Source organism: Shimia sp. Alg240-R146 (assembly GCF_947331465.1).
Lineage (GTDB): Bacteria > Pseudomonadota > Alphaproteobacteria > Rhodobacterales > Rhodobacteraceae > Shimia.
This window is the reverse complement of sequence record NZ_CAMZOK010000002.1, coordinates 230,284-252,472: the sequence shown is the minus strand read 5'-3', so window position 1 is coordinate 252,472 and position 22,189 is coordinate 230,284. Positions and strand designations below refer to the sequence as shown.

Sequence of the window (22,189 nt, the reverse complement as noted above, 5' to 3'; positions counted from 1 at the left end):
CGTGGGTTTACGCCGACTTGAGCACCGACTCCGGTCGCGTCCCTTCGGCCCAAGCATGCACCGCCTGACCAAATGATTCAAACAACGGTCGACTCACCGGATCATTGGCCGCGTCCCACTCCGGATGCCATTGCACCGACAATGTGAACCCTGGCGCGCCCTCAATAAAGATCGCCTCCGGCGTGCCATCCGGTGCATGGCCATCGACCACCACGCGGCTGCCTGCGCGTTTGATGCCTTGGCCGTGCAACGTGTTGGTCATCACCTCCGACGCCCCAAACAGCTTGTGAAAAACCCCACCGTCAGAAAACGCCACCGTGTGGCGCAGCGCGAACTTCTCTTCCAGCGTGCCCTCAGGGGGCATGCGGTGGTTGTCGCGTCCCGGCAGATCGCGGATCTCAGGATATAGAGAGCCGCCCATCGCCACATTAACCTCTTGAAATCCTCTGCAAATTCCAAAGAAAGGCTGACCGCTTTCCACGCAGGCCCGCACCAGGGGCAGCACAATCGCATCCCGCGCCCGATCAAATGCACCGTGCGCCTCAGTGGCGGCCTCGCCGTATTCTTCGGGGTGTACGTTGGGACGTCCGCCGGTCAGCAGAAAGCCGTCGCAGGTCTGCATCAACTCATCAATCGACACAAACCGCGGATCGGCTGGAATTAGCAGCGGCATACAGCGCGAAACGCCTGAAATCGCTTCTGAATTCATCTCTCCGCCCGCGTGGGCGGGGTATTGATCGTTGATCAGATATTGGTTGCCGATGATACCGACGACGGGGCGCGTCATGAGAGCCTCTTTATTTGTTCGCCCGCCCAACATAGGCGTTGCGCGGACGATGAGAAAGCCCCCTCAGATTTCGCCGATCAATCCTGCGGCCTCGATGCCCGCCATTGCAGCAGTTGCATCATTTTCAGACGTATCGCCTGTTACGCCCACAGCCCCAATCACGACACCTTTTTTGTCTCGCAGCAAAACGCCGCCCGGCACCGGGATCACCTGCCCGCCATATGCGCCGTTCACTGCCGTCATGAAATAGGCCTGCGCCTCGGCCCGCGCCATTTGCGCTGTGCCAGCCATGCCGAGCATTACACTGCCATAGGCTTTGCCCTGTGCGATCGCGAACCGCCCCGGTGCCGCGCCATCTTCGCGTTCAAACGCCTGCACATGTCCACCAGCGTCCAGCACCACCACAGACAACGGCTTAAGATCCATTTCATGGCCTTTTTCCAATGCCTTACGAATAATCACACGCGCCTTGCGCAAAGAAATCGTCATGTCTTTCTCCTGAAAAATAAATGGGCCGGAGCACCGCTCCGACCCTGAATACTACGCTTGTGCCTTCAGTTCCAAACGCCGTGCATGCAGCACTGGCTCGGTATAGCCGGACGGTTGTACCCGCCCCTTGAAGACCAAATCACAGGCCGCCTGAAACGCCACCCCGCTAAAGTCCGGCGCCATGCGGTGATAGTTCGGATCGCTCGTGTTCTGGAAATCCACAACAGAGGCCATCTTCTGCATCGCAGCCATCACTTGCGCTTCGCTAACCACGCCATGGTGCAGCCAATTCGCCAAGCCTTGCGAGGAAATTCGACACGTCGCTCGATCCTCCATCAAGCCCACATCGTTGATGTCAGGCACCTTGGAACAGCCCACGCCATGGTCAATCCACCGCACCACATAGCCCAGAATGCCCTGTGCGTTGTTTTCAACCTCGGCCGCAATCTCGGCGTCTGACAGGTTCTGCCCATCCATCACCGGCACCGTCAGCAGGTCGTCCAATGTTCCGCGGGCACCACCAGCCTTGATCTCTTCCTGACGGGCCAAAACATCAACCTCATGGTAGTGTGTGGCGTGCAGTGTTGCCGCGGTGGGTGACGGCACCCACGCGCAGTTCGCGCCGGATTTGGGATGGCCGCTTTTCTGGTCCAGCATTGCCCCCATCAGATCGGGCATGGCCCACATGCCTTTGCCGATCTGCGCTTTGCCCTGCAGGCCACAGGCCAGACCGATGTCCACGTTGCGATCCTCATAGGACAGGATCCAAGGTGTTGTTTTCATTTCACCTTTACGCAGGAACGCGCCCGCTTCCATTGAGGTGTGGATCTCGTCGCCAGTGCGATCAAGGAAGCCCGTGTTGATAAAGGCCACCCGCCCTTTGGCGGCGCGGATGCACTCCTTGAGGTTCACGGAGGTGCGGCGTTCCTCGTCCATGATGCCCATTTTGACGGTGTTGCGCGGCAGGCCAAGAATATCCTCGACCTTGGCAAAAATGTCATCCGCAAAGGCGACTTCTTCCGGCCCATGCATTTTGGGTTTCACCACATAGACCGAGCCGTGTACCGAATTGCCGCTTTCGCGCGCCAGATCATGCATGGCGATCGCGACGGTGACCAAGGCATCCATCAGCCCTTCGCCGATTTCATTGCCTTCGCGGTCCAGCACAGCAGGGTTCGTCATCAAGTGGCCGACATTGCGCACCAACATCAGCGAACGACCCTTCAACGTGCTTGCTGCGCCGTCAGCCGCCGTAAAGGCAACGTCTTCGTTGAGCACCCGCGTGAAACTTTTGCCGCCTTTGCTGACCTCTTCTGCCAGGTCGCCTTTCATCAGCCCCAGCCAGTTGTTGTAAGCGACAACTTTGTCTTCGGCGTCGACACAGGCCACGGAATCTTCGCAGTCCATGATGGTCGACAGCGCGGACTCAAGCGTGATGTCGTTGATACCCGCTCTGTCTCCAGAGCCGATATTGCCTGAGGGGTCAATTTCCAGAATGACGTGCAGGCCATTGTTTTTGATCAAAATGCGGTCGGGATTTGCAGCCTCACCCACATGTCCGGCGAACCCGCTTGCGTCCTGAAGCGCGGGAACCAGAGCGCCATTCTGCACGGACAGCCCATCGACATCTGCCCAGCTGCCAACGGCCAAGGGCACTGAGCGGTCCAGGAACTCGCGGCCCCAAGCGATCACCCGCGCGCCACGTGCGGCGTCATAACCACCACTTTCAGGCAGATCACCCATCGCGTCCGTACCGTAAAGCGCGTCATAAAGACTGCCCCAGCGCGCGTTCGCCGCGTTCAACGCAAAGCGTGCATTGGTGATAGGCACCACAAGCTGCGGGCCGGGGATATTGGCAATTTCAGGATCCACGCTTGCGGTTTCGACCGAGAACTCAGGGCCTTCGGGAACCAAATAGCCGATCTCTTCTAGAAACGCCTTGTAGGCCACAGCATCATGCGGCTGCCCTTTGCGTGACGTATGCCACCCGTCGATAAGCTGTTGAATTTCTTCGCGTTTGGCAAGCAAGGCGCGGTTCTTGGGACCAAAGTCATGCGCCAGCACACTTAGGCCCGACCAAAACGTGTCCGCGCTCACGCCCGTTCCGGACAAAGCACGGTCTTCAATGAACGACACCAGCTCCGCTGCCACTTGCAGCCCCTGCTTCTCTACCCGTTCAGCCATCGTGCCTCTCCCTCGTTGATGTGATCTTGCATTTCCAATTAGAACATGAGTTTCCGATAGGCAACAAAATTGGTTCTTTTTCTTTACCAAAAGCATTTTCTTGGAAATCAGGAAAGCGCGCCGCCGCTTTCTTGTGCAACCAGACAATGCCACGCGTCCCCTTGCGGGTGCTGCTCGATCAGATACATCTTTGCAAACACTCGGCGAACCAACATGTGCCAATGTACAAGACGGAGCAAATGATGCAGGACGCGGCCCCCAAAACGATCTTTCTCAAAGATTACACGCCATTTGGCTGGATCATTGATGACGTGCACCTGACATTCCGGCTGCACCCATCGGCAACGCGTGTGATTTCGCGCATCCGGTTCCGTCCCAACCCTGACGCAACAGACCGCTCTTTCTTTTTGCACGGCGAAGCGTTGAAACCCATCTCGGCCAAAGTGGACGGCCATGAGGTCGCGTTGCGCCATGTGGATGGCGGCATTGAAGCCGACGTGCCCGACGCGCCCTTTAATTGGGAGGCCGAGGTCGAAATCAACCCAGAGGCCAACACAGCCCTTGAGGGGCTTTATATGTCGGGCGGCATGTATTGCACCCAATGCGAGGCCGAGGGGTTCCGCAAAATCACATGGTATCCCGACCGCCCCGACGTGATGGCGCAATTCACCGTGCGCATTGAAAGCGACGCAGACCATACGCCTGTCATGCTCTCAAACGGCAACGGGCTGTACTATCATCAGGACGGCACTCAGACCCCTGCCCCCAATGTCTCGATCTATGAGGATCCCTGGCCAAAACCGGCCTATCTCTTTGCCTTGGTCGCAGGCGATCTGGTGGCGCATGAGGACACGTTCACCACCATGTCTGGCCGTGACGTGGATCTAGCGATCTATGTGCGCCCCGGCGATGAACACAAATGCGCCTTCGGTATGGAGGCTTTGAAGAAGTCGATGAAATGGGACGAAGACGTCTATGGCCGTGAATACGATCTGGACGAGTTCAACATCGTTGCCGTCGACGATTTCAACATGGGTGCGATGGAAAACAAGGGTCTGAACATCTTCAACAGCTCCTGTGTGCTTGCCAGCCCCGAAACCTCGACTGACGGCAACTTCGAGCGCATCGAAGCCATCATCGCACACGAGTATTTCCACAACTGGACCGGCAACCGGATCACCTGCCGCGATTGGTTTCAGCTCTGCCTGAAAGAGGGTTTGACCGTGTTCCGCGACGCTCAGTTCACCGCCGACATGCGCTCTGAGCCGGTGAAACGCATTGATGATGTTCTGGCTCTGCGCGCGCGGCAGTTCCCGGAGGACCAAGGCCCGCTTAGCCACCCGGTGCGGCCCGAGAGCTTTCAGGAGATCAACAACTTCTATACGGCCACGGTTTACGAAAAAGGTGCCGAAGTCATTGGCATGCTTAAGACGCTTGTCGGCGATGCGGCCTACGCCAAAGCGCTTGATCTGTATTTTGACCGCCACGACGGTCAGGCGTGTACGATTGAGGACTGGATACAGGTGTTTGAGGACAGCACCGACCGCGATCTGAGCCAGTTCAAACTGTGGTACTCGCAATCTGGCACGCCCAAGGTCACAGTGCGCGAAGACTATCGAGACAACACCTTTACTCTGCATCTCAGCCAATCCAGTGCGCCGACGCCGGGACAAAGCGAAAAGCTGCCCCAGGTGATCCCGGTGGCCGTGGGCCTTTTGAACGACAATGGCGACGAGGTGATGCCAACCAAGGTGCTTGAGTTGACCGAAGCAGAGCAAAGCTTCTCTTTCGAAGGGCACGCCACCCGCCCCGTCCCGTCCATCCTGCGCGGATTTTCCGCGCCGGTGACGCTGGAGCAGGGCATCGACACCGCGCGGCGTTCCTTTTTGTTGTCGCACGACACCGATCCGTTCAACCGTTGGGAAGCCGGTCGGATGCTGGCGCGCGACTCGTTGTTGACGTCGATCCGTAAGGATGCCGCGCCCAATGCCGACTACTTGGAAGGTCTCAAAACGGTCTTGCGTGACGACACGCTGGATCCGGCCTATCGTGCCTTGATGTTGGCGCAACCCTCGCAATCCGAGCTCGCGGGCGTGCTGCATCAAGCAGGGGATATCCCTGATCCAGCGGCCATACATGCCGCCAGCGAAGCGATGCGCGACGCCAAGGCGCAAAGTTGGGCAGACATTCTGCCCGGCCTTTACGCCGCCAATCAAGTAGATGGCCCCTATGCGCCTGACGCCGAAGGGGCTGGCAAGCGTGACCTTGCGAACTCGGCTCTGGGCCTGTTGACCAGACTTGATGGCGGCGCGACCGCCGCCAAGCAATATGCCAAGGCCGACAACATGACCCTGCAACTCGCAGCGCTCAGCGCACTTTTGGACGCGGAAGCCGGAGACGACGCACTCGCCGCCTTTTATGAGCAGTGGCGCGACGACAGGCTGGTGATCGACAAATGGTTCTCTCTGCAGGTGATGCACGCCAAACCCGACGCGTTGGCGGAAACCACACAGCGGCTGACCAACCACATCGATTTTGACTGGAAAAATCCCAACCGGTTCCGCGCCGTGATGGGCATGCTTGCGGCGCATCACGCCGGTTTCCACCACGAAAGCGGTGCGGCTTACGAGCTTTTGACGGATTGGCTGATCAAACTTGATCCGGTGAACCCACAGACCACCGCCCGCATGTGCAGCGCCTTTCAAACATGGAAACGCTATGATGCGGACCGCCAGTCCCTAATCGCGACGCAACTGGGGCGCATCGCAGGCCAGCCGGATCTCAGCCGTGACACAAGCGAGATGATCACTCGCATACAAGGCGCTTAGGATATGCCCGAACCGTTGACGTTCACCCACTTCGGGCGCAACCGCCGCACGGTCATGGCGCTTGGGTTGGCCGTACTTGTGCTGGCGGGTCTCAAGGCTGTTGGCACAGTCACTTGGATTCTCGCCATTCTGGGCATCTTTGCAGTACCCGCGTTGATTGATGTGATGCTCAACCCGGTTTCAACATTCTCCTTAGCCGACGGCGTGCTGAGGTGGAAAAGCGCCACACAAGAGGCAGAAATGCGCACCGATCAAATCCGATCAGCCCGTTTTGACACCCGTCTGGACATTTCGGTCCGCGCAACTCTGCAGATGGTTGATGGCTCCAAGGTACGGATTCCAAACGATGTTTTGCCATCACCGGACCGTCTACAGGCCACGCTTGAGGCCTATGATATCCCGGTTGACCGCCATCATTTCCGGGTTATTTGACCATAGGTAAATTGGGCGCTGGCAAGGCCATCATGACCGCATGATTTCAACTTGGCGCCCAACTTTGGCCTAAGTGGGACTGCATCCTAGACGCAAGAACAGGAGCAGACCTTAATGAAATTCTTTTCGTTGGACAAAACGAACGTGTCTTCCGCGGCAGAGCCGACGCTGAAGAAATTGTCGCAGACCATTTATGGTAGCGACAAAGAAGGCGACTCCGACGTGCAAGCGGACGGCAACAAGACCGTTAAGGACCTGTTGCACCGCCTGCAAATCCCGATCAACACGACCACACCGGATCAGCTCGAAAGCGATCAGTCCCGGGATCAGGGCTTGTTTCTGGCCCGGCAGGAACGCTGGGGAGATCTTGAGGATCAGATCCGCACGTATGACCAGAATCGCACGACCACCTCGGCCGGAACGCCATTAGCTGAACTGATGCTGTTTGGCGCGCGTTCTGATGTTGTCCGCGCTGCTGAGCATGCCCTGTTGCATGGTCACCCCGCCCGAGGCGCGGATTTCTTTTCCGGCATCGAGGCGCTGGAATATATGCTCGAGGATCACCCTGACAGCTACCCGCTTGCGCTGATCGTGGCGCATATGCACATCGACATCGGTTGGGCATGGCGCGGCGCGGCGGCCAAAGAAGACGTGCGTGAACTGAACCGCGAAGCCTTTCATGCCCATTTTGAACGTGCAGAAGTCATTCTAAACCGCTTCTGCCCGACTGCGCACCATTCGCCTGCCCTGTCCGCGGCGCGCTGCGCTTTGCTGCCCGGCCAGACCAACCCTGCAGAAAAGTTGTGCGCTGAGTTTGAAGCGCTGATCGCTCTGGACCCAACTAATCCGCGCCATATGCGGGCGCTTGGCAACTATATGCTGCCCCGCTGGTATGGTGACTTTGACCAACTCGACCTGCATGCCCGCCGCATCGCTGCGCGCACTTATGATTTGTGGGGCGCAGGCGCCTATGCCTGGGTTTGGTTTGACGCGCTTCTGGTGGACCCACGCGGGCTAGAAATGGTTGAAATCGAATACTTTTTAGACGGTGTGGACGACGCACTCAGCCGTCGCGGCGATCAGCACTCCGCCAATCTGATGGCGGCGCATTTGTTCCGCAGCTGGCAACATGCACGCGAACAATACAGCGACACCGGCTTCCGCTCCGACCTGCCGCCGGCCCTGCGCGAAGGCTTTGACATGGTGGTGCACGACCACTTGCGCGAAATTCACCCTCTGATCTGGGGGCATGCCGAAATCGGATTTGAAAACACCTCGCGCATCATTTCGCGCGAGCGGCTTGCAGCCAAAGGCAAGGATATCGCGCTGCACGCAGTGGCTTTGCCCTTTATGACTGGCCTGCAAAACGGGCAGACCGTCTATTTCACGCCCGAAGGCATCACCCAGATTAACCCTTGATCGCACCAGAGAAGGGCGGGAAATCACCTGCCCTCTTGCTCCTCTGACGTGGCTGGCCTAGAACGCAGACCAGCCATAGATTCAAGGAGCCTGAGCGATGCTCGACCTGACATATGAGACCCCCAAGCCCAAAGTGATCGCGGGCGCCAAGCATGACTGGGAACTGGTCATCGGCATGGAGGTACACGCACAGGTTTCTTCCAATGCGAAACTCTTCTCCGGCGCGTCCACGAAATTTGGCAATGAGCCCAACTCAAACGTGGCGTTCGTTGACTCCGCAATGCCCGGAATGCTTCCTGTTATCAATGAGTTCTGTGTAGAGCAGGCGGTACGCACCGGCCTTGGCCTGAACGCGGAAATCCACTTGAAATCGGCGTTTGATCGCAAGAACTATTTCTATCCTGACCTGCCGCAGGGCTACCAGATCAGCCAGCTCTATGAACCCATCGTTGGCGAAGGCGAAATCCTCGTGGACATGGAACCTGGTGTCGCTCGCTTGGTGCGCGTGGAGCGCATCCACCTTGAGCAGGACGCAGGCAAATCGGTGCACGACATGGATCCGAACCTGTCGTTTGTCGATCTGAACCGGACCGGTGTGGCGCTGATGGAGATCGTCAGCCGCCCCGACATCCGCAGCCCCGAAGAGGCCGCGGCCTATGTTCTCAAGCTGCGCCAGATTCTGCGCTATCTCGGCACCTGTGATGGTAACATGCAAAACGGCAACCTGCGCGCGGATGTGAACGTTTCGATCTGCCGTCCGGGTCAGTACGAAAAATACATGGAAACCCAAGATTTTGATCACCTTGGCACCCGCTGCGAGATCAAGAACATGAACTCCATGCGCTTCATCCAGATGGCAATCATGGTCGAGGCCGAGCGCCAGATCAAAATCGTCGAGGGCGGTGGCAAAGTCGATCAGGAAACCCGCCTGTATGACGCGGACCGCAACGAAACACGGTCCATGCGCTCCAAGGAAGAAGCGCATGATTACCGCTACTTCCCCGACCCCGATCTGCTGCCGCTGGAGATCGAGCAAGGCTGGGTGGACGACATTGCCACCAACTTGCCCGAGCTGCCGGACCAGAAAAAGAACCGCTTTATCAGCGACTTCGGCCTGTCCGAATATGACGCATCGGTGCTGACGGCGGAAAAGGAGAATGCAGACTTCTTTGAGGCCGTGGCCGAAGGGCGCAACGGCAAGCTAGCTGCAAACTGGGTCATCAACGAGCTGTTTGGCCGTCTGAAAAAAGAAGAGCACGCGATCACCGAAAGCCCGATTTCACCCGCGCAATTGGGTGGCATTCTGGACCTCATCGGCTCTGACGCCATTTCCGGCAAGATCGCAAAAGACTTGTTTGAAATCGTCTACACCGAAGGCGGTGACCCCGCGCAGATCGTTGAAGAGCGTGGCATGAAGCAGGTGACGGACACTGGCGCGATCGAAACCGCGTTGGATGAGATCATCGCGGCCAACCCCGCGCAGGTTGAGAAGGCCAAAATCAACCCCAAACTTGCGGGCTGGTTTGTCGGTCAGGTTATGAAAGCCACCGGTGGCAAAGCCAATCCAAAGGCTGTGAATGAGCTGGTTGCGAAGAAACTAAACGACTGATTTTCGGCGGCTGTATCACGACTGTATTGCGTCGGCGTCAGAAATGGCGTCGACGTTTTAGATTGTGTCACTGCGGACTTGCGAAACATGCCATATCCGCCACGTCACAGAGCCATTTCAGCATTGCTCCTTCTGCCACGCGTTGGGCATAACCCTGCCAACTGAAAGGACAGACGATGAACCTAGACGCCCCGTTCACATCCACATGGATGGATATCGACAAATCATGGCTGGACTATAATGGCCATTTGAATATGGCGTTTTACAACGTGCTGTTTGATCGTGGTGTGGATCAGATCTGGCTTGAGATGGGTTTTGGCCCGGACTACCGCGAGCGTACGGGCAACACGACGTTCTCGGCAGAATTTCACCTTTGTTATCTGCGAGAGCTACATCTTGGGGACAAGGTGCGCGCCACGTTCCACCTGTTGGATTTTGACGAAAAGCGCCTGCATTTCTATCAGGAACTTTGGCACGAAGACGGCTGGCTGTCGGCCAGCGGTGAAGGCATCGGGTTGCACATAGACCAAAGTGGGCCGCGGGTGGCGCCTATGCCCGCCGATATTCTGGCCAACGTGAGCGCCCTTCACAAAGCGCATTCCGTTTTGCCCAAGCCCGAACGCGTCGGCCGTGTCATGGGCATTCCTAAAAAAGCTTGAGACTGCAGCGTAGGAAAGGGTATGAACCCACGTGCGCCAGCAAGGCCGCGATGGGTAAAGCGATTTCAAAATGATCTACGAGTACAAAGTGGTACCAGCCCCCTCCAAAGGGCAAAAGGCACGTGGCGTGCGCAGCTCAGAGGGACGGTTTGCCAACGCACTTGAAGCCGCGATGAACACACTGGCCGCAGACGGCTGGGAGTTTTTGCGCACCGAGACGCTGCCCAGCGAAGAGCGCAGCGGGCTGACGTCGACAGCCACGAAATACCGCAGCGTCATGGTCTTTCGCCGCCCGCGCGCCGACGACGCCAGCGCCTTTCAGCCCAAGGAACTGGAACACCCCAAGGCGGCAGAATTGCCCGCGCCTGCAGTCGGAGCCATTGCCGCTGCTGCCAGCGACCGTGAGCCGCCGCTCACCGAACCATCGCAGGAGCCTGATTCCGAAGTGTCGCCGGAACGCGCGGTGGACTCTCTCAGCGCAAGTGGGTCATCCGACGAAAGTGCCGATGTCACAGACATTGCTGATGCGATCAAGAAACGCTCGGAACCGGCGGATCCAACCTAGCGGATTTTTTATGTCGGCGGTGTCAGCGATCCGCTTCTTGCTCGGCCTGCCTGCGATGTTGGCCTAAAGGCGATTTTGCGCGCACGGGCGCAAACCCCAGAGATGAAATTATTGTGTCGGGCGGATTTCCACCCTTTTTTCTGCGTTCTGCCCCTTCAATCTCCCGTCGGTTTCGCTAATATCTCTTCTCCGAGTCGAATAGGTGCGCACATGACCAAATCAGATCCCTTCGGTTTCGATATGTCGGTTAAAACCGCAAAGAAGAAAAACCCGCGCGGCCGGCGCAGCATGTCAGGTGCGTCCGAGACCTCTGTGCGGGTGTGCGAACACGAGGGCTGCCAAGAGGACGGCAAGTACCGTGCACCGCGCGCGCCGGATGTTCTGGACGAATTCAAGTGGTTCTGCAAAGACCACGTGCGCGAGTATAACCTGAAATGGAATTTCTTTGACGGCCAGACCGAGGCCGAGGTCAATGCGCAGAATTCCAAAGACAAGGTCTGGGAGCGCGAAACCACCAAGTTCACCGACCCCGAGGCGCGTGCATGGGCACGACTTGGCATTGAGGATCCGCATCAGGTTCTGGGCGGCAACGCCACGCAAAACCCCGGCAAAAACGGCGGTGTGTCCAAACGTTTGCCGCCCACCGAGCGACGCGCCATCGACATCCTTGAGGCCAAGGACAGCTGGACCAAGGCCGAAGTGCGCAAGGCATACAAAAAGCTCATCAAAGTGCTGCACCCTGACATGAACGGCGGCGACCGCAGTCAGGAAGAACAGCTGCAAGAAGTGGTCTGGGCATGGGACCAGATCAAGGAAAGCCGCAACTTCAAATAACAGCGGCGCTTGCCAAGCCCCTGAAGATGTGCCCTTTTCCAATTGGGAAATAGGGCGGGACCAGTGGGATGGAACGCATCGGTAAAATCTTGATGACGCACCCGTCGTGGGTGTTGGGTCTGGTGTTTCTGGCGTTGCTGGGATTGCCGCTGGCGCTGTGGCAGGACATGGACGCCCTTAGCCATCGCGCAATGGAGCGTCAAAGCAGCAGCATGAACGCGGTGCTGACGGCGGTGCGGGGCTACTACGCTGAAAACGTCATCGACCGCATTTTGCACCACGACGGCAACACGCAGGCCTTGCACAATTATGCGCAAACTCCTGGTGCAGTGCCGATCCCCGCGACGTTGTCGTTGGAACTTGGCGCCAAACTGGCGGACGCGGATACCTCGGTCACCTACCGGTTTGTGTCCGATTTTCCGTTCACAAATCGCGCGCCCCACGAACTGACTGCGTTTGAGATCCACGCAATCGACACGTTTCGCGCCGCCCCCGAAATGGGCGAAATCATGAACGAGGAAGGTGGCAGTTTTCTAGATCATTCCGTTACAGTCGCCACCCCGATCCGCATGACAGAGGCCTGCGTGGCGTGTCACAACAGCCACCCCGAAAGCACCAAGATCGATTGGGCCGAGGGCGATGTGCGCGGCGTGCAGGTGGTGACCATCCATCAGCCGATCGCGCAAAACATCTGGGCGTTTCGCTGGTTGTTGACCTATCTGGTGCTGGCTGGCGGCGGCGGTATCCTGTTTGCGATGATGCAGTTCCGACTGGCGCGCAATTTCGCGACCATCAATGACGAGCTGAGCGCCAATAACAACTTTCTGGCGGATGTGTCGGCCAAAGTGTCCAAATATCTGGAACCGCAGGTCTATAAATCCATCTTTGCCGGCGAACGTGACGTGTCGCTGACCACGGAACGCAAAAAGCTGACGGTGTTCTTCTCCGACATCAAGGATTTCACTGCCACGACCGAGCGCATGCAGCCCGAAGAGCTGACGGCCCTGCTCAACGAGTATTTCACCGAGATGAGCCGCATCGCGCAAGATCACGGTGCCACCATCGACAAGTTCATCGGCGATGCCATTGTGGCGTTCTTTGGCGATCCAAGCACAAATGGCCCAGCCGAGGACGCACGCGCCTGTGTGCGCATGGCTTTGGCGATGCAGGATCGGCTGGAAGAGCTGGAAACCGTGTGGCGTCAGAACGGGCTGGAACACCCGTTTCGCGCGCGGATGGGTCTGAACACCGGCTATTGCAACGTCGGCAACTTTGGCTCTGACACGCGGATGGATTACACAATCATCGGGGCGGAGGCGAACCTTGCCGCGCGTCTTGAAAGCATCGCTGAACCTGGCGGCATTGTGATGAGCTATGAAACCTTTGCCCATGCCCATGATTTGATCGAGGCCGAACCGCTTGCGCCGCAACGGTTCAAGGGCATCTCGCGCGAGATCACCCCGTATCGGGTCATTCGCGAGCCCAAATCCAATGTTGCCATCAGCACGCACAAAGACGGCGACATGCTAGTTGTGGATTTACAGGGCATCGACACCAGCACGCGCGAGGCAATTGCCCGCGCCGTCAATGCCGAACTGGCACGGAAATCCGGCGACTAGCCAAAAATCGGCGCACCTTCGCTTGGCTGGAATTTGTCAGTGCGCACGGTTTATACATTTGGTTGAGCCGATTTTCTTGAAAACTGACGCAATCTGCGGTGATGTAGCGGTATGAACGAGACAAAGTATCTACACTTGGCCGCCCTGACCCGCGATTTTGTTCTTCATTTGCAGGGTCTCGGCTATAGCGAACACCAGCTTTTGGGCGGGACTGGCGTAACCCTTGCCGACATCACCCCATCCGAGGCCAGGGCACCGCTGACCGTCAGCGCCGAAGTCATGCGGCGGGCTGTGGCCCTGACAGGCGACGATCTGATACATTTCAAATGGGCGCAGGTTCGGCAGTTCAAACGTCTTGGCCTCATCGGCTATTTGGGCCGCAGTGCGCCCACGCTGCGCGATTTTCTGGAAAACATCGCCCGCTATCAACGGACCTTTTCAGATGCGGTGAATGTCGATGTGAGCGATCTGGACCGTCACGGGTTTTTTCGCTGGGATGCGCGGCTGCCGGCCAAAGTGGACAGCGGGTATGTCATGGAAGCACAGGCGGTCCAATTCGTCAGCGGTATCCGCAACATCTTGAAACGTTCTCCGCGCATTTTGGAGGTCACATTTTGCCACCATCGGGCCACGAACCAAGACGCCTTCACCTCGTTCCTGAATTGCCCCGTCCGATTTGATGCCCCGCACAACGAGTTGCGGCTTTATAAGGCGGACCTCGATCTTGAGCTGCAGACGGCGGACAATGCGCTTTATGCGATCTTGCGCAATCATTGCGATATGGTTCTGGCGCAAACCCCGCAAAACCGCGACGACATTCGTCTGCGCGTAGAGAAATCCATTGTTGATCGCCTCTCCAGCGGACAGGCCAACATTGAAACCGTCTCGCACGATCTGGGGATGAGCAGTCGCACTCTGGCCCGGCGTTTGGCCGACGTGGAAACCACCTATCAGAAAGTCCTGTCCAACCTGCGCAAATCGCTGGCGGAACGGTACCTGAAAGATGTCGCCATGAGCCAGACAGAGATCGCCTTTTTGCTGGGCTACTCGGATGTCAGCAGCTTTTCCTCGGCCTTCAAACGCTGGACCGGCCATGCACCAGGTGACCAAAGGCGACCTGTTTAACGCAGCTCTGATCGGTCTTTGACCCGCCGCCACAAGCCGCCCCCACCGCAGTTTGGCTTAAACTCACAAAACCCTGTCCGTTTCGCGCAATGCCACAATGGTTAACGCACTTAGATGAAGTGTGACCAAAAGGTTAAGCCGCCCAGCCCCGATTGGTCTACGTCACATTTCACTTGTGCGCCGCTTTTCGGAGGATTTCGCATGACCACATTGTCGCTTTCGGCCCCTCATCAGGGTCGCCCCATTGTCAAACCCGGTACGTTGCTCGCGCTCTGGACCGGACTACGTGCGCATTACGCGCGCCGCGCCTTGAAGCAGCGCGAAACCCGGTTCGATCACGCCATGGCAGACATCTATATGACCGCCACGACCGGAGGCACTCCGCAGCGTTCAGCGAGGGCCGCATAATGGCACAGATTGTTCTGGTGGACGGGGATCGCTCCACACTTGCGACCTTGAGCCGACTGTTGGAAAGCGACGGGCACCGCGTGCTCAGCTTTGTGGACGGCGACGTGGCCTTACGCGACATCTCCAATCCTTTGAATGCGCTTTTGGTGATGAATACGGACTTGCCCGGCACCAGTGGTCTCGACCTGCTGCGCCGGTTGCGCCAGGCCAACAACCTGCCGGTGATCCTGCTCAGCGATGCGCGGTCTGACACCGAAGAAGCCTATGGGCTACATTTGGGCGCCGATGACTACATCCGAAAACCCGGCGCGCCGCGCGTTGTATTGGAACGGGTGCGCGCTATTTTGCGGCGGGTTCGGCAATCGGCGACAGGCCCTGTGCTCACGTCCCGCATGATGCGCGGCCCACTGATGATGGACCGTGACAGCCATGAGGTGCGCTGGAACGGATGTGAAGTGGCGCTCACCGCTACCGAGTTCAATGTGCTTTGGACGTTGGCGGACCGCCCTGGAACCGTTCTCGAACGCGCGCGAATTCTTGATGCGGCCTACGGTACTGATCTGGGCGTCACTGACCGTTGTATTGACAGCCAAATCAAGAGATTGCGCATGAAACTGCGCAAAGCCGATCCCGATTTCGACAACATCGAAACGCTCTACGGTCTTGGTTACCGGTTTTCCCAACAGCAAAATCAAGTGGCCGCCTAAAAGGCTGCGGCAAATACGCCGGAAGCGGACGCAGGTTCAGCTTTCGGCCGGCTTGAACACCAAAGATACGCCGTTCAGGCAATGCCGCTTGCCGGTTGGTTTCGGACCATCGTTGAAAATATGCCCCAAATGGCTACCGCAGCGACGGCAATGGCATTCGGTGCGCACCCTTAGCAATTTGCGATCGTTTTTCGTGCCAATCGCGTTGTTGAGCGATTTGTAAAAACTTGGCCAGCCGGTGCCACTGTCATACTTGTGGCGCGAACTGTACAGCTTCAGATCGCAGCCGCGGCAGTGGTAGACACCTTTGTCATAAACCTTGTCCAGAGGCGAGGATCCTGCCCGTTCGGTGCTTTCCTTGCGCATGACTTTGTATTGCAGGGGCGTCAGCATGGCGCGCCATTCAGCGTCCGTACGGGTGACTTCGAATGCGGCGGCCAAAGCAAAATTTGGCAAGACAGTCAGCGCAGCAGCACCAAACAAAACATTGCGACGGCTCAGGGATACGGGCATCGTGTTTCTCCTTGTTTGAGACATTCTGCCCCCGCCACATGGCGCGTGCAATTAAACCCCGCGCACGGCTGCGTGAGTTTCATGACAACGCCGCGTATCTTTGGAGCAGATGCCCTTGCGATCAGCGCCGGATTGAGGCACCAATGGCCGGTGGATTTCGGCCTGATATTGCGCAGGCCAACAACAAGGACGACACACATGGCCGACGGTATGATCGAAGCGAACGCAAAACCCACCGAAGACATCGACGTGCGCGAGGTCTTCGGCATCGACAGCAACATGAAGATCAAAGGCTTTGCCGAGCGCACAGCCCGCGTGCCGGAGGTTGACCCAACCTACAAGTTTGATCCCGAGACCACGATGGCGATCCTTGCAGGCTTTGGCTACAACCGCCGCGTCATGATCCAAGGCTATCACGGCACCGGTAAATCGACCCACATCGAACAGGTTGCCGCCCGCCTGAACTGGCCCACCGTGCGTGTGAACCTCGACAGCCACATCAGCCGGATCGATCTGATCGGCAAAGACGCGATCAAACTGCGCGACGGCATGCAGGTCACCGAATTCCACGAAGGCATCCTACCTTGGGCACTGCGCAACCCGACCGCGATTGTGTTTGACGAATATGACGCCGGACGTGCCGACGTTATGTTTGTGATCCAGCGCGTGCTGGAGCATGACGGCAAGCTGACCCTGTTGGATCAGAACGAAGTCATCACGCCAAACCCGTATTTCCGCCTGTTTGCCACCGCCAACACTGTCGGTCTTGGCGACACAACAGGCCTGTATCACGGCACGCAACAGATCAACCAAGCCCAGATGGACCGCTGGTCTCTGGTGTCGACGCTGAACTACCTCAGCCACGATGCGGAATCCGCAATCGTGCTGTCTAAGGCGCCGCACTACAACACCGCCGAGGGTCGCAAGACCGTGGCGCAGATGGTGACCGTGGCCGACCTGACACGCACCGCGTTCATGAACGGCGATCTGTCGACCGTCATGAGCCCGCGGACCGTGATCAACTGGGCGGCCAACTCGGAAATCTTCCGCGATGTGGGCTATGCCTTCCGCCTGAGCTTCCTGAACAAATGTGACGAGCTGGAGCGCCAGACTGTTGCCGAGTTCTATCAGCGTTGTTTTGACGAAGAGCTGCCTGAGAGCGCTGCAAATGCGGCCCTTGGGTAATTGCAGATGCCATGAATGAAACGCGTTTCTGGTCATTGATTGAAAGAATCGAAGGCACCAAACGGCAAGATGAGTCGACAGACTTTGAGCCGCTGGTTGCTGAGCTTTCGAAACAGACCGAAGCTGACATTCATGGCTTCTTTGAGTATTTGGCCCAGAAAACTTATGCGCTGGACACAAGAAAACACTATCGCCGGTTTAGCTGGTTTCCCGGTTTATCAGATACTTTTCTCTACACCCGTTTGATGGTCGTAGCGCAAGGTAAACAAGACTATGAAGCTGTATTGAGGAACCCAAAGGCGTTTCCTAAACGCTCTACGAAGTGGCTTGAGGGTTTGCTGTATGTCGCGGATGAAGCGTATTCTACAGTCACCGGTCTGGAATTTCCGCGCGAGGCCACTGTGGATATAGAGAGCTTCTCCAACGAAGAAGGGTGGGCAAAATGAGTACCAAGTCCGACAACCCCGCAGATCCGTTCAAAAAGGCCCTCGCGGAAGCCACCAAAGTCATGGCCAACGACCCTGAACTGTCCATCACCTACACGGTGGACCCTTCAGGCGTGTCGGGCGATGCAATGCGCTTGCCGCAGGTCACCCGCCGTATGAGCCGCGACGAGGTTCTGCTGGCCCGTGGCACCGCGGACGCGCTGGCGATGCAGCGCAAGTATCACGACATCAACACCCACATGCGTTATGCCCCCGGACAGGGCATCGCGCGGGACCTTTATGAGGCAATGGAAACCGCGCGCTGCGAGGCCATGGGCGCGCGCGACATGCCGGGCACGGCTTCCAATATCGACGTGAAAATCAGCCACGAAGCCAACGGACGCGGTTATGGCGAAATGACCTCAACCGAGGACGCACCGCTGGCGGTGGCCGCCGGATATCTGGTGCGCCATCTGGCAACAGGCCGCGACCTGCCCCGCTCTGCCGCTAATGTCATGAACCTGTGGCGCGGCTATATCGAACAAAGCGCCGGAGACCATCTGGACGACATACAAGACCTGCTGAACGATCAACAGAGCTTTGCCAAATTCGCCCGTCAGATCATCGATGATCTCGGCTATGGCGACCAGCTTGGCGATGATCCGGACGAGATCGACGACGAGCAGGATGACGCAGAGGATCAGGCCGAAGAGCAGGAAGATCCCGACAGCCAGGGTCAGGACGACAGCGAAGACGAAGACGCCGAAGCCAGCCCCGAGCAGGCACAGGAAGAACAGCAGGACATGTCCGAGGCGCAAGTCACGATGGATGACATGGCCGACGAGGAAATGTCGGACGAGGCCGAAATGCCTGATGGCGAGGCTCCACTCGATCCCCCGCCCCCACCGCCGGTGTCGGACGCTGATCCCGACTATCTGGTGTATGACGGCGAAAACGACGAAGAAATTGCCGCCGAAGATCTGGCTGAACCAGCCGAATTGGAACGCCTGCGCGCCTATCTCGACCAGCAGCTAGAGCCGCTTAAGGGCGCGGTGAGCCGTTTGGCCAACAAGCTGCAACGCCGTCTTCAGGCGCAGCAAAACCGCAGTTGGGAGTTTGACCTAGAAGAAGGCATTCTGGACGCGGGCCGACTGGCGCGGGTTGTGGCCAACCCCACCACACCGCTGAGCTTCAAGATCGAGAAAGACACTGAATTCCGCGACACCGTTGTGACGCTGCTCTTGGACAACTCGGGATCGATGCGCGGACGTCCGATCTCGATCGCCGCAATTTGTGCCGACGTTCTGGCGCGCACCCTTGAGCGCTGCAACGTAAAGGTCGAAATTCTGGGCTTTACCACCAAGGCTTGGAAAGGCGGTTTGGCACGGGAAAAATGGCTGAACGAAGGTCGCCCCCAGCAACCCGGACGCCTGAACGATCTGCGCCACATCATCTACAAGAAAGCAGACGCACCTTGGCGTCGTGTGCGACCAAATCTCGGCCTGATGATGAAAGAAGGGCTGCTCAAGGAAAACATCGACGGTGAGGCGCTGGAATGGGCGCACCGCCGTATGGCTGCACGGCCTGAGCAACGCAAAATTCTGATGGTGATCTCGGATGGCGCGCCGGTGGACGACAGCACGCTGTCGGTGAACCCTGCGAACTATCTAGAAAAACACCTGCGCGATGTGATTGCGATGGTGGAAAAGCGCAAACAGGTTGAATTGCTGGCGATTGGGATCGGCCACGATGTGACCCGCTATTATGATCGCGCCGTCACCATCACCGACGTGGAACAGCTGGCCGGTGCGATGACAGAACAATTGGCGGCGCTGTTTGACAGCGATCCACGCGCGCGGGCGCGGGTCATGGGCATCAAAAGGGCGAGCTGATGCGCGCATTGCTGCAACGGGTGTCTGAGGCCTCCGTAACGGTAGATGGCGACGTCATCGGCCGCTCCGGTCCCGGGCTTTTGGTCCTAATCTGCGCGATGCAGGGCGACACCGAGGCGCAGGCCGACAAGCTGGCGGCCAAAGTTGCCAAATGCCGGATTTTTGAAGATGACGCGGGCAAGATGAACCGCTCGGTGCTCGACATTGGCGGCAGCGCGCTGGTGGTGTCACAGTTCACGCTTGCCGCGGACACACGCTCAGGCAATCGGCCGGGCTTTTCCTCAGCGGCGGCTCCGGAAGAGGGTGAACGGTTGTACGAGTATTTTGCCGCGCAACTGACCGCGCAAGGCGTGCCCGTGGAAACCGGCCGGTTTGGCGCGGACATGAAAGTTGCACTGGTAAACGACGGGCCGATCACGATCTGGATGGACATCTGACCCGATAGCGACGCGGCCGGCTTAGCTCTTTTTTACAAACTTGGTCAGGATCACAATCCGCTGGCTTTCGACGCGGCCTTCGATGTGTTCGGCATTGTCGGCAACCAGTGAAATGCCCCGCACGGATGTGCCCCGTTTCGCGGTAAACCCCGCGCCTTTGACCGGCAAATCCTTGATCAACACCACTGTGTCGCCGGCCGCCAAGATTGCACCGTTGCTGTCACGGTGCACCACATCGCTTTCTTCCGCCATGCCAGCCTCGGCCCACGCCAGAACCTCAGGCTCCAGATAAGCGATGTCGAGCAGATCCCGCGCCCAAGGCGCCTCGGTCAGCCCCTGCAACAGACGCCACGCCAGCACTTGAACCGCAGGCTCGGGCGACCAGATCGCATCATGCAGGCATTGCCAGTGCGGCGCATCGGTTGGCTTGTCGCTGGTGCCGCCCAAACAGGTGGCACAAACTGCCACCTCGTCGTCGCGCGGGTCCACAGCCACCGTATCCGTCGCTGCCGCTCCGCAGATTGCGCATGTGCTCATGTGGCCCTCTTTCCGGGCGCAACCGCCCTATTCTGTCATCGACAACGTTGCGTTGATCGCTTTCTTCCAGCCCGCATACCGCCGTTCGCGCCAGGCGTCATCGCGTTGGGGCGCAAACTGGCGATCCTTTTCCCAGCTCGCGGCGAATTCCTCCATGCCCGGATACACACCAATCTGCATACCCGCCAGCCATGCCGCGCCCTTGGCGGTACTTTCGGCCACCACCGGCCGATCAACCTCGGCCCCAAGCACATCCGCAAGGAACTGCATCGCCCAGCTGGAAGCCGTCATGCCGCCATCGACGCGCAACACCGTGTCGCCACCGAATTCAAAATCCGCGTGCATCGCTTCCAGCAGGTCGCGGGTTTGAAAGCCCACGCTTTCCAGCGCCGCCTTGGACATTTCCGCCGGACCGGAGTTGCGCGACAAACCAAAGACCGCGCCCCGTGCATTGGGGTTCCAATACGGCGCGCCAAGGCCGGTGAAGGCCGGCACAAGGATCAATTCCTGCCCCTCGTCAGCTGTCTTTGCCAGCGGTTCTGTTTCCGCGGCATCACGGATTATGCCCAGCCCGTCGCGCAGCCATTGCACCACCGCGCCCGCGATAAAGATCGCCCCCTCAAGCGCATAGGTCGGCTTGCCATCAAGCTGGTAGGCAATGGTGGTCAACAAGCGGTTTTGCGACGCCACAGGGGTTTCGCCCGTGTTCAAAAGCGCAAAACAGCCCGTTCCATAGGTCGATTTCAACATGCCCGGCGTAAAGCAGGCCTGACCAATCGTCGCTGCCTGCTGATCGCCGGCAACGCCGCGGATCGGGATAGCGACACCAAAGATACCGGCATCGGTTTCGCCAAAATCTGCGGCACAATCCTTGACCTCCGGGAGCATCGACATGGGAATGCCCAACAGCGCACAGATGTCGGCACACCATGCGCCTGCGTGAATGTCATAGATCAGCGTACGCGCCGCGTTGGTGGCGTCCGTGGCGTGCACCTTGCCGCCGGTGAGCTTCCAGATCAGATAACTGTCGACTGTTCCAAACAGCAGCTCGCCCGCTTCGGCCCGCGCGCGCGCGCCTTCGACATTGTCCAAAATCCATTTGATCTTGGTACCGGAGAAATACGGGTCCAACAAAAGCCCGGTGCGCGATTTCACCAGGTCCGCATGACCCGCGGCCCTGAGGTCTTCGCAAATGTTCGCTGTGCGCCGATCCTGCCAGACAATCGCGTTGTGCACCGGCTCACCGGTGGCTTTGTCCCACACGAGCGTGGTTTCGCGTTGGTTCGTTATGCCAATCGCCGAAATGTCGCGCGCCGTCAGATTGGCCCGCGCCAAAGCACCCGAGCAGGTTTCAATCGTTGTGACCCAGATGTCGGCGGGATCATGTTCGACCCAGCCGCTTTGCGGGAAATGCTGCTCAAACTCCAACTGGGCACTGGCTGTGGGGCGGATATCGCCATCAAATACAATGGCCCGGCTTGATGTGGTGCCTTGGTCAATCGCGAGAATATAGGTCACAGAATCCCCCCTGTCGT

Annotated in this window: 21 protein-coding genes; 15 read left to right on the top strand and 6 right to left on the bottom strand. The window is 58.2% G+C overall.

The window, feature by feature from the left end; genetic code table 11:
• Positions 1-7 precede the first annotated feature (7 nt).
• The 3 genes from PG871_RS10415 to PG871_RS10405 form a co-directional block, all read right to left on the bottom strand.
• Positions 8-787 (bottom strand): gamma-glutamyl-gamma-aminobutyrate hydrolase family protein, encoded by a 780-nt coding sequence (locus PG871_RS10415; protein WP_270729137.1) that lies wholly within the window; start codon positions 785-787, stop codon positions 8-10.
• Positions 788-850: 63 nt separating this feature from the next.
• Entirely contained in the window at positions 851-1,276 is a 426-nt protein-coding gene (locus tag PG871_RS10410) for a GlcG/HbpS family heme-binding protein (RefSeq protein WP_270729136.1), read from the bottom strand.
• Positions 1,277-1,327: 51 nt separating this feature from the next.
• Positions 1,328-3,460 (bottom strand): malate synthase G, encoded by a 2,133-nt coding sequence (locus tag PG871_RS10405; protein WP_270729135.1) that lies wholly within the window; start codon positions 3,458-3,460, stop codon positions 1,328-1,330.
• Between the two features lie 242 nt (positions 3,461-3,702).
• On the opposite strand from PG871_RS10405, the gene pepN reads away from it, so the two are divergent.
• The 11 genes from pepN to PG871_RS10350 all read left to right on the top strand — a co-directional run bounded on the left by pepN (position 3,703) and on the right by PG871_RS10350 (position 15,665).
• The gene (gene pepN, locus PG871_RS10400) at positions 3,703-6,288 is read left to right on the top strand and encodes an aminopeptidase N (RefSeq protein WP_270730864.1); all 2,586 of its coding nucleotides are present in this window, start codon (positions 3,703-3,705) and stop codon (positions 6,286-6,288) included.
• Positions 6,289-6,291: 3 nt separating this feature from the next.
• The gene (locus PG871_RS10395) at positions 6,292-6,720 is read left to right on the top strand and encodes a hypothetical protein (RefSeq protein ID WP_152926501.1); all 429 of its coding nucleotides are present in this window, start codon (positions 6,292-6,294) and stop codon (positions 6,718-6,720) included.
• Between the two features lie 114 nt (positions 6,721-6,834).
• The gene (locus PG871_RS10390; RefSeq protein ID WP_270729133.1) at positions 6,835-8,139 is read left to right on the top strand and encodes a hypothetical protein; all 1,305 of its coding nucleotides are present in this window, start codon (positions 6,835-6,837) and stop codon (positions 8,137-8,139) included.
• A gap of 97 nt (positions 8,140-8,236) precedes the next feature.
• Positions 8,237-9,748 (top strand): Asp-tRNA(Asn)/Glu-tRNA(Gln) amidotransferase subunit GatB, encoded by a 1,512-nt coding sequence (gene gatB / locus PG871_RS10385; protein ID WP_270729131.1) that lies wholly within the window; start codon positions 8,237-8,239, stop codon positions 9,746-9,748.
• Between the two features lie 176 nt (positions 9,749-9,924).
• Positions 9,925-10,407 (top strand): thioesterase family protein, encoded by a 483-nt coding sequence (locus PG871_RS10380; protein ID WP_270729129.1) that lies wholly within the window; start codon positions 9,925-9,927, stop codon positions 10,405-10,407.
• A 70-nt stretch (positions 10,408-10,477) separates the two neighbouring features.
• Positions 10,478-10,972 carry a DUF4177 domain-containing protein gene (locus PG871_RS10375; protein ID WP_270729127.1) on the top strand — a complete coding sequence of 165 codons (495 nt, stop codon included), beginning with the start codon at positions 10,478-10,480 and terminating at the stop codon, positions 10,970-10,972.
• A gap of 210 nt (positions 10,973-11,182) precedes the next feature.
• Positions 11,183-11,806 (top strand): DnaJ domain-containing protein, encoded by a 624-nt coding sequence (locus PG871_RS10370; protein WP_270729126.1) that lies wholly within the window; start codon positions 11,183-11,185, stop codon positions 11,804-11,806.
• Between the two features lie 68 nt (positions 11,807-11,874).
• On the top strand, positions 11,875-13,425 hold the full coding sequence (locus tag PG871_RS10365) for an adenylate/guanylate cyclase domain-containing protein (protein ID WP_270729125.1): 1,551 nt from the start codon (positions 11,875-11,877) through the stop codon (positions 13,423-13,425).
• 111 nt (positions 13,426-13,536) lie between these two features.
• A complete protein-coding gene (locus PG871_RS10360; protein ID WP_270729124.1) occupies positions 13,537-14,550 on the top strand; it encodes an AraC family transcriptional regulator in 1,014 nt (337 codons plus the stop codon).
• Positions 14,551-14,751: 201 nt separating this feature from the next.
• The gene (locus tag PG871_RS10355) at positions 14,752-14,958 is read left to right on the top strand and encodes a hypothetical protein (RefSeq protein ID WP_270729121.1); all 207 of its coding nucleotides are present in this window, start codon (positions 14,752-14,754) and stop codon (positions 14,956-14,958) included.
• The gene (locus PG871_RS10350) at positions 14,958-15,665 is read left to right on the top strand and encodes a response regulator transcription factor (protein ID WP_270729120.1); all 708 of its coding nucleotides are present in this window, start codon (positions 14,958-14,960) and stop codon (positions 15,663-15,665) included. Before PG871_RS10355 ends, PG871_RS10350 begins: the two co-directional genes overlap by 1 nt.
• Positions 15,666-15,701: 36 nt before the next feature.
• Here the strand turns inward: PG871_RS10350 and msrB are convergent, their stop codons facing one another.
• Entirely contained in the window at positions 15,702-16,166 is a 465-nt protein-coding gene (gene msrB, locus PG871_RS10345; protein WP_443020503.1) for a peptide-methionine (R)-S-oxide reductase MsrB, read from the bottom strand.
• Between the two features lie 210 nt (positions 16,167-16,376).
• Here msrB and cobS point away from each other — a divergent pair, with 210 nt between their 5' ends.
• The 4 genes from cobS to dtd are packed head-to-tail and all read left to right on the top strand — an operon-like array spanning position 16,377 to position 20,117.
• Positions 16,377-17,363 carry a cobaltochelatase subunit CobS gene (cobS, locus tag PG871_RS10340; RefSeq protein WP_270729117.1) on the top strand — a complete coding sequence of 329 codons (987 nt, stop codon included), beginning with the start codon at positions 16,377-16,379 and terminating at the stop codon, positions 17,361-17,363.
• 11 nt (positions 17,364-17,374) lie between these two features.
• Positions 17,375-17,809: a DUF4240 domain-containing protein gene (locus tag PG871_RS10335; protein ID WP_270729116.1), complete on the top strand. Its 435-nt coding sequence runs from the start codon at positions 17,375-17,377 to the stop codon at positions 17,807-17,809.
• Entirely contained in the window at positions 17,806-19,680 is a 1,875-nt protein-coding gene (gene cobT, locus PG871_RS10330) for a cobaltochelatase subunit CobT (RefSeq protein WP_270729115.1), read from the top strand. The genes PG871_RS10335 and cobT overlap by 4 nt, the downstream gene beginning before the upstream one ends.
• Positions 19,680-20,117: a D-aminoacyl-tRNA deacylase gene (gene dtd, locus PG871_RS10325; protein WP_270729113.1), complete on the top strand. Its 438-nt coding sequence runs from the start codon at positions 19,680-19,682 to the stop codon at positions 20,115-20,117. Before cobT ends, dtd begins: the two co-directional genes overlap by 1 nt.
• Before the next feature lie 21 nt (positions 20,118-20,138).
• Here the strand turns inward: dtd and PG871_RS10320 are convergent, their stop codons facing one another.
• Positions 20,139-20,654, bottom strand: coding sequence for an alkylphosphonate utilization protein (locus PG871_RS10320; protein WP_270729112.1), 516 nt, complete (start codon positions 20,652-20,654; stop codon positions 20,139-20,141).
• A gap of 27 nt (positions 20,655-20,681) precedes the next feature.
• On the bottom strand, positions 20,682-22,172 hold the full coding sequence (gene glpK / locus PG871_RS10315) for a glycerol kinase GlpK (RefSeq protein ID WP_270729111.1): 1,491 nt from the start codon (positions 22,170-22,172) through the stop codon (positions 20,682-20,684).
• Positions 22,173-22,189: the final 17 nt, after the last annotated feature.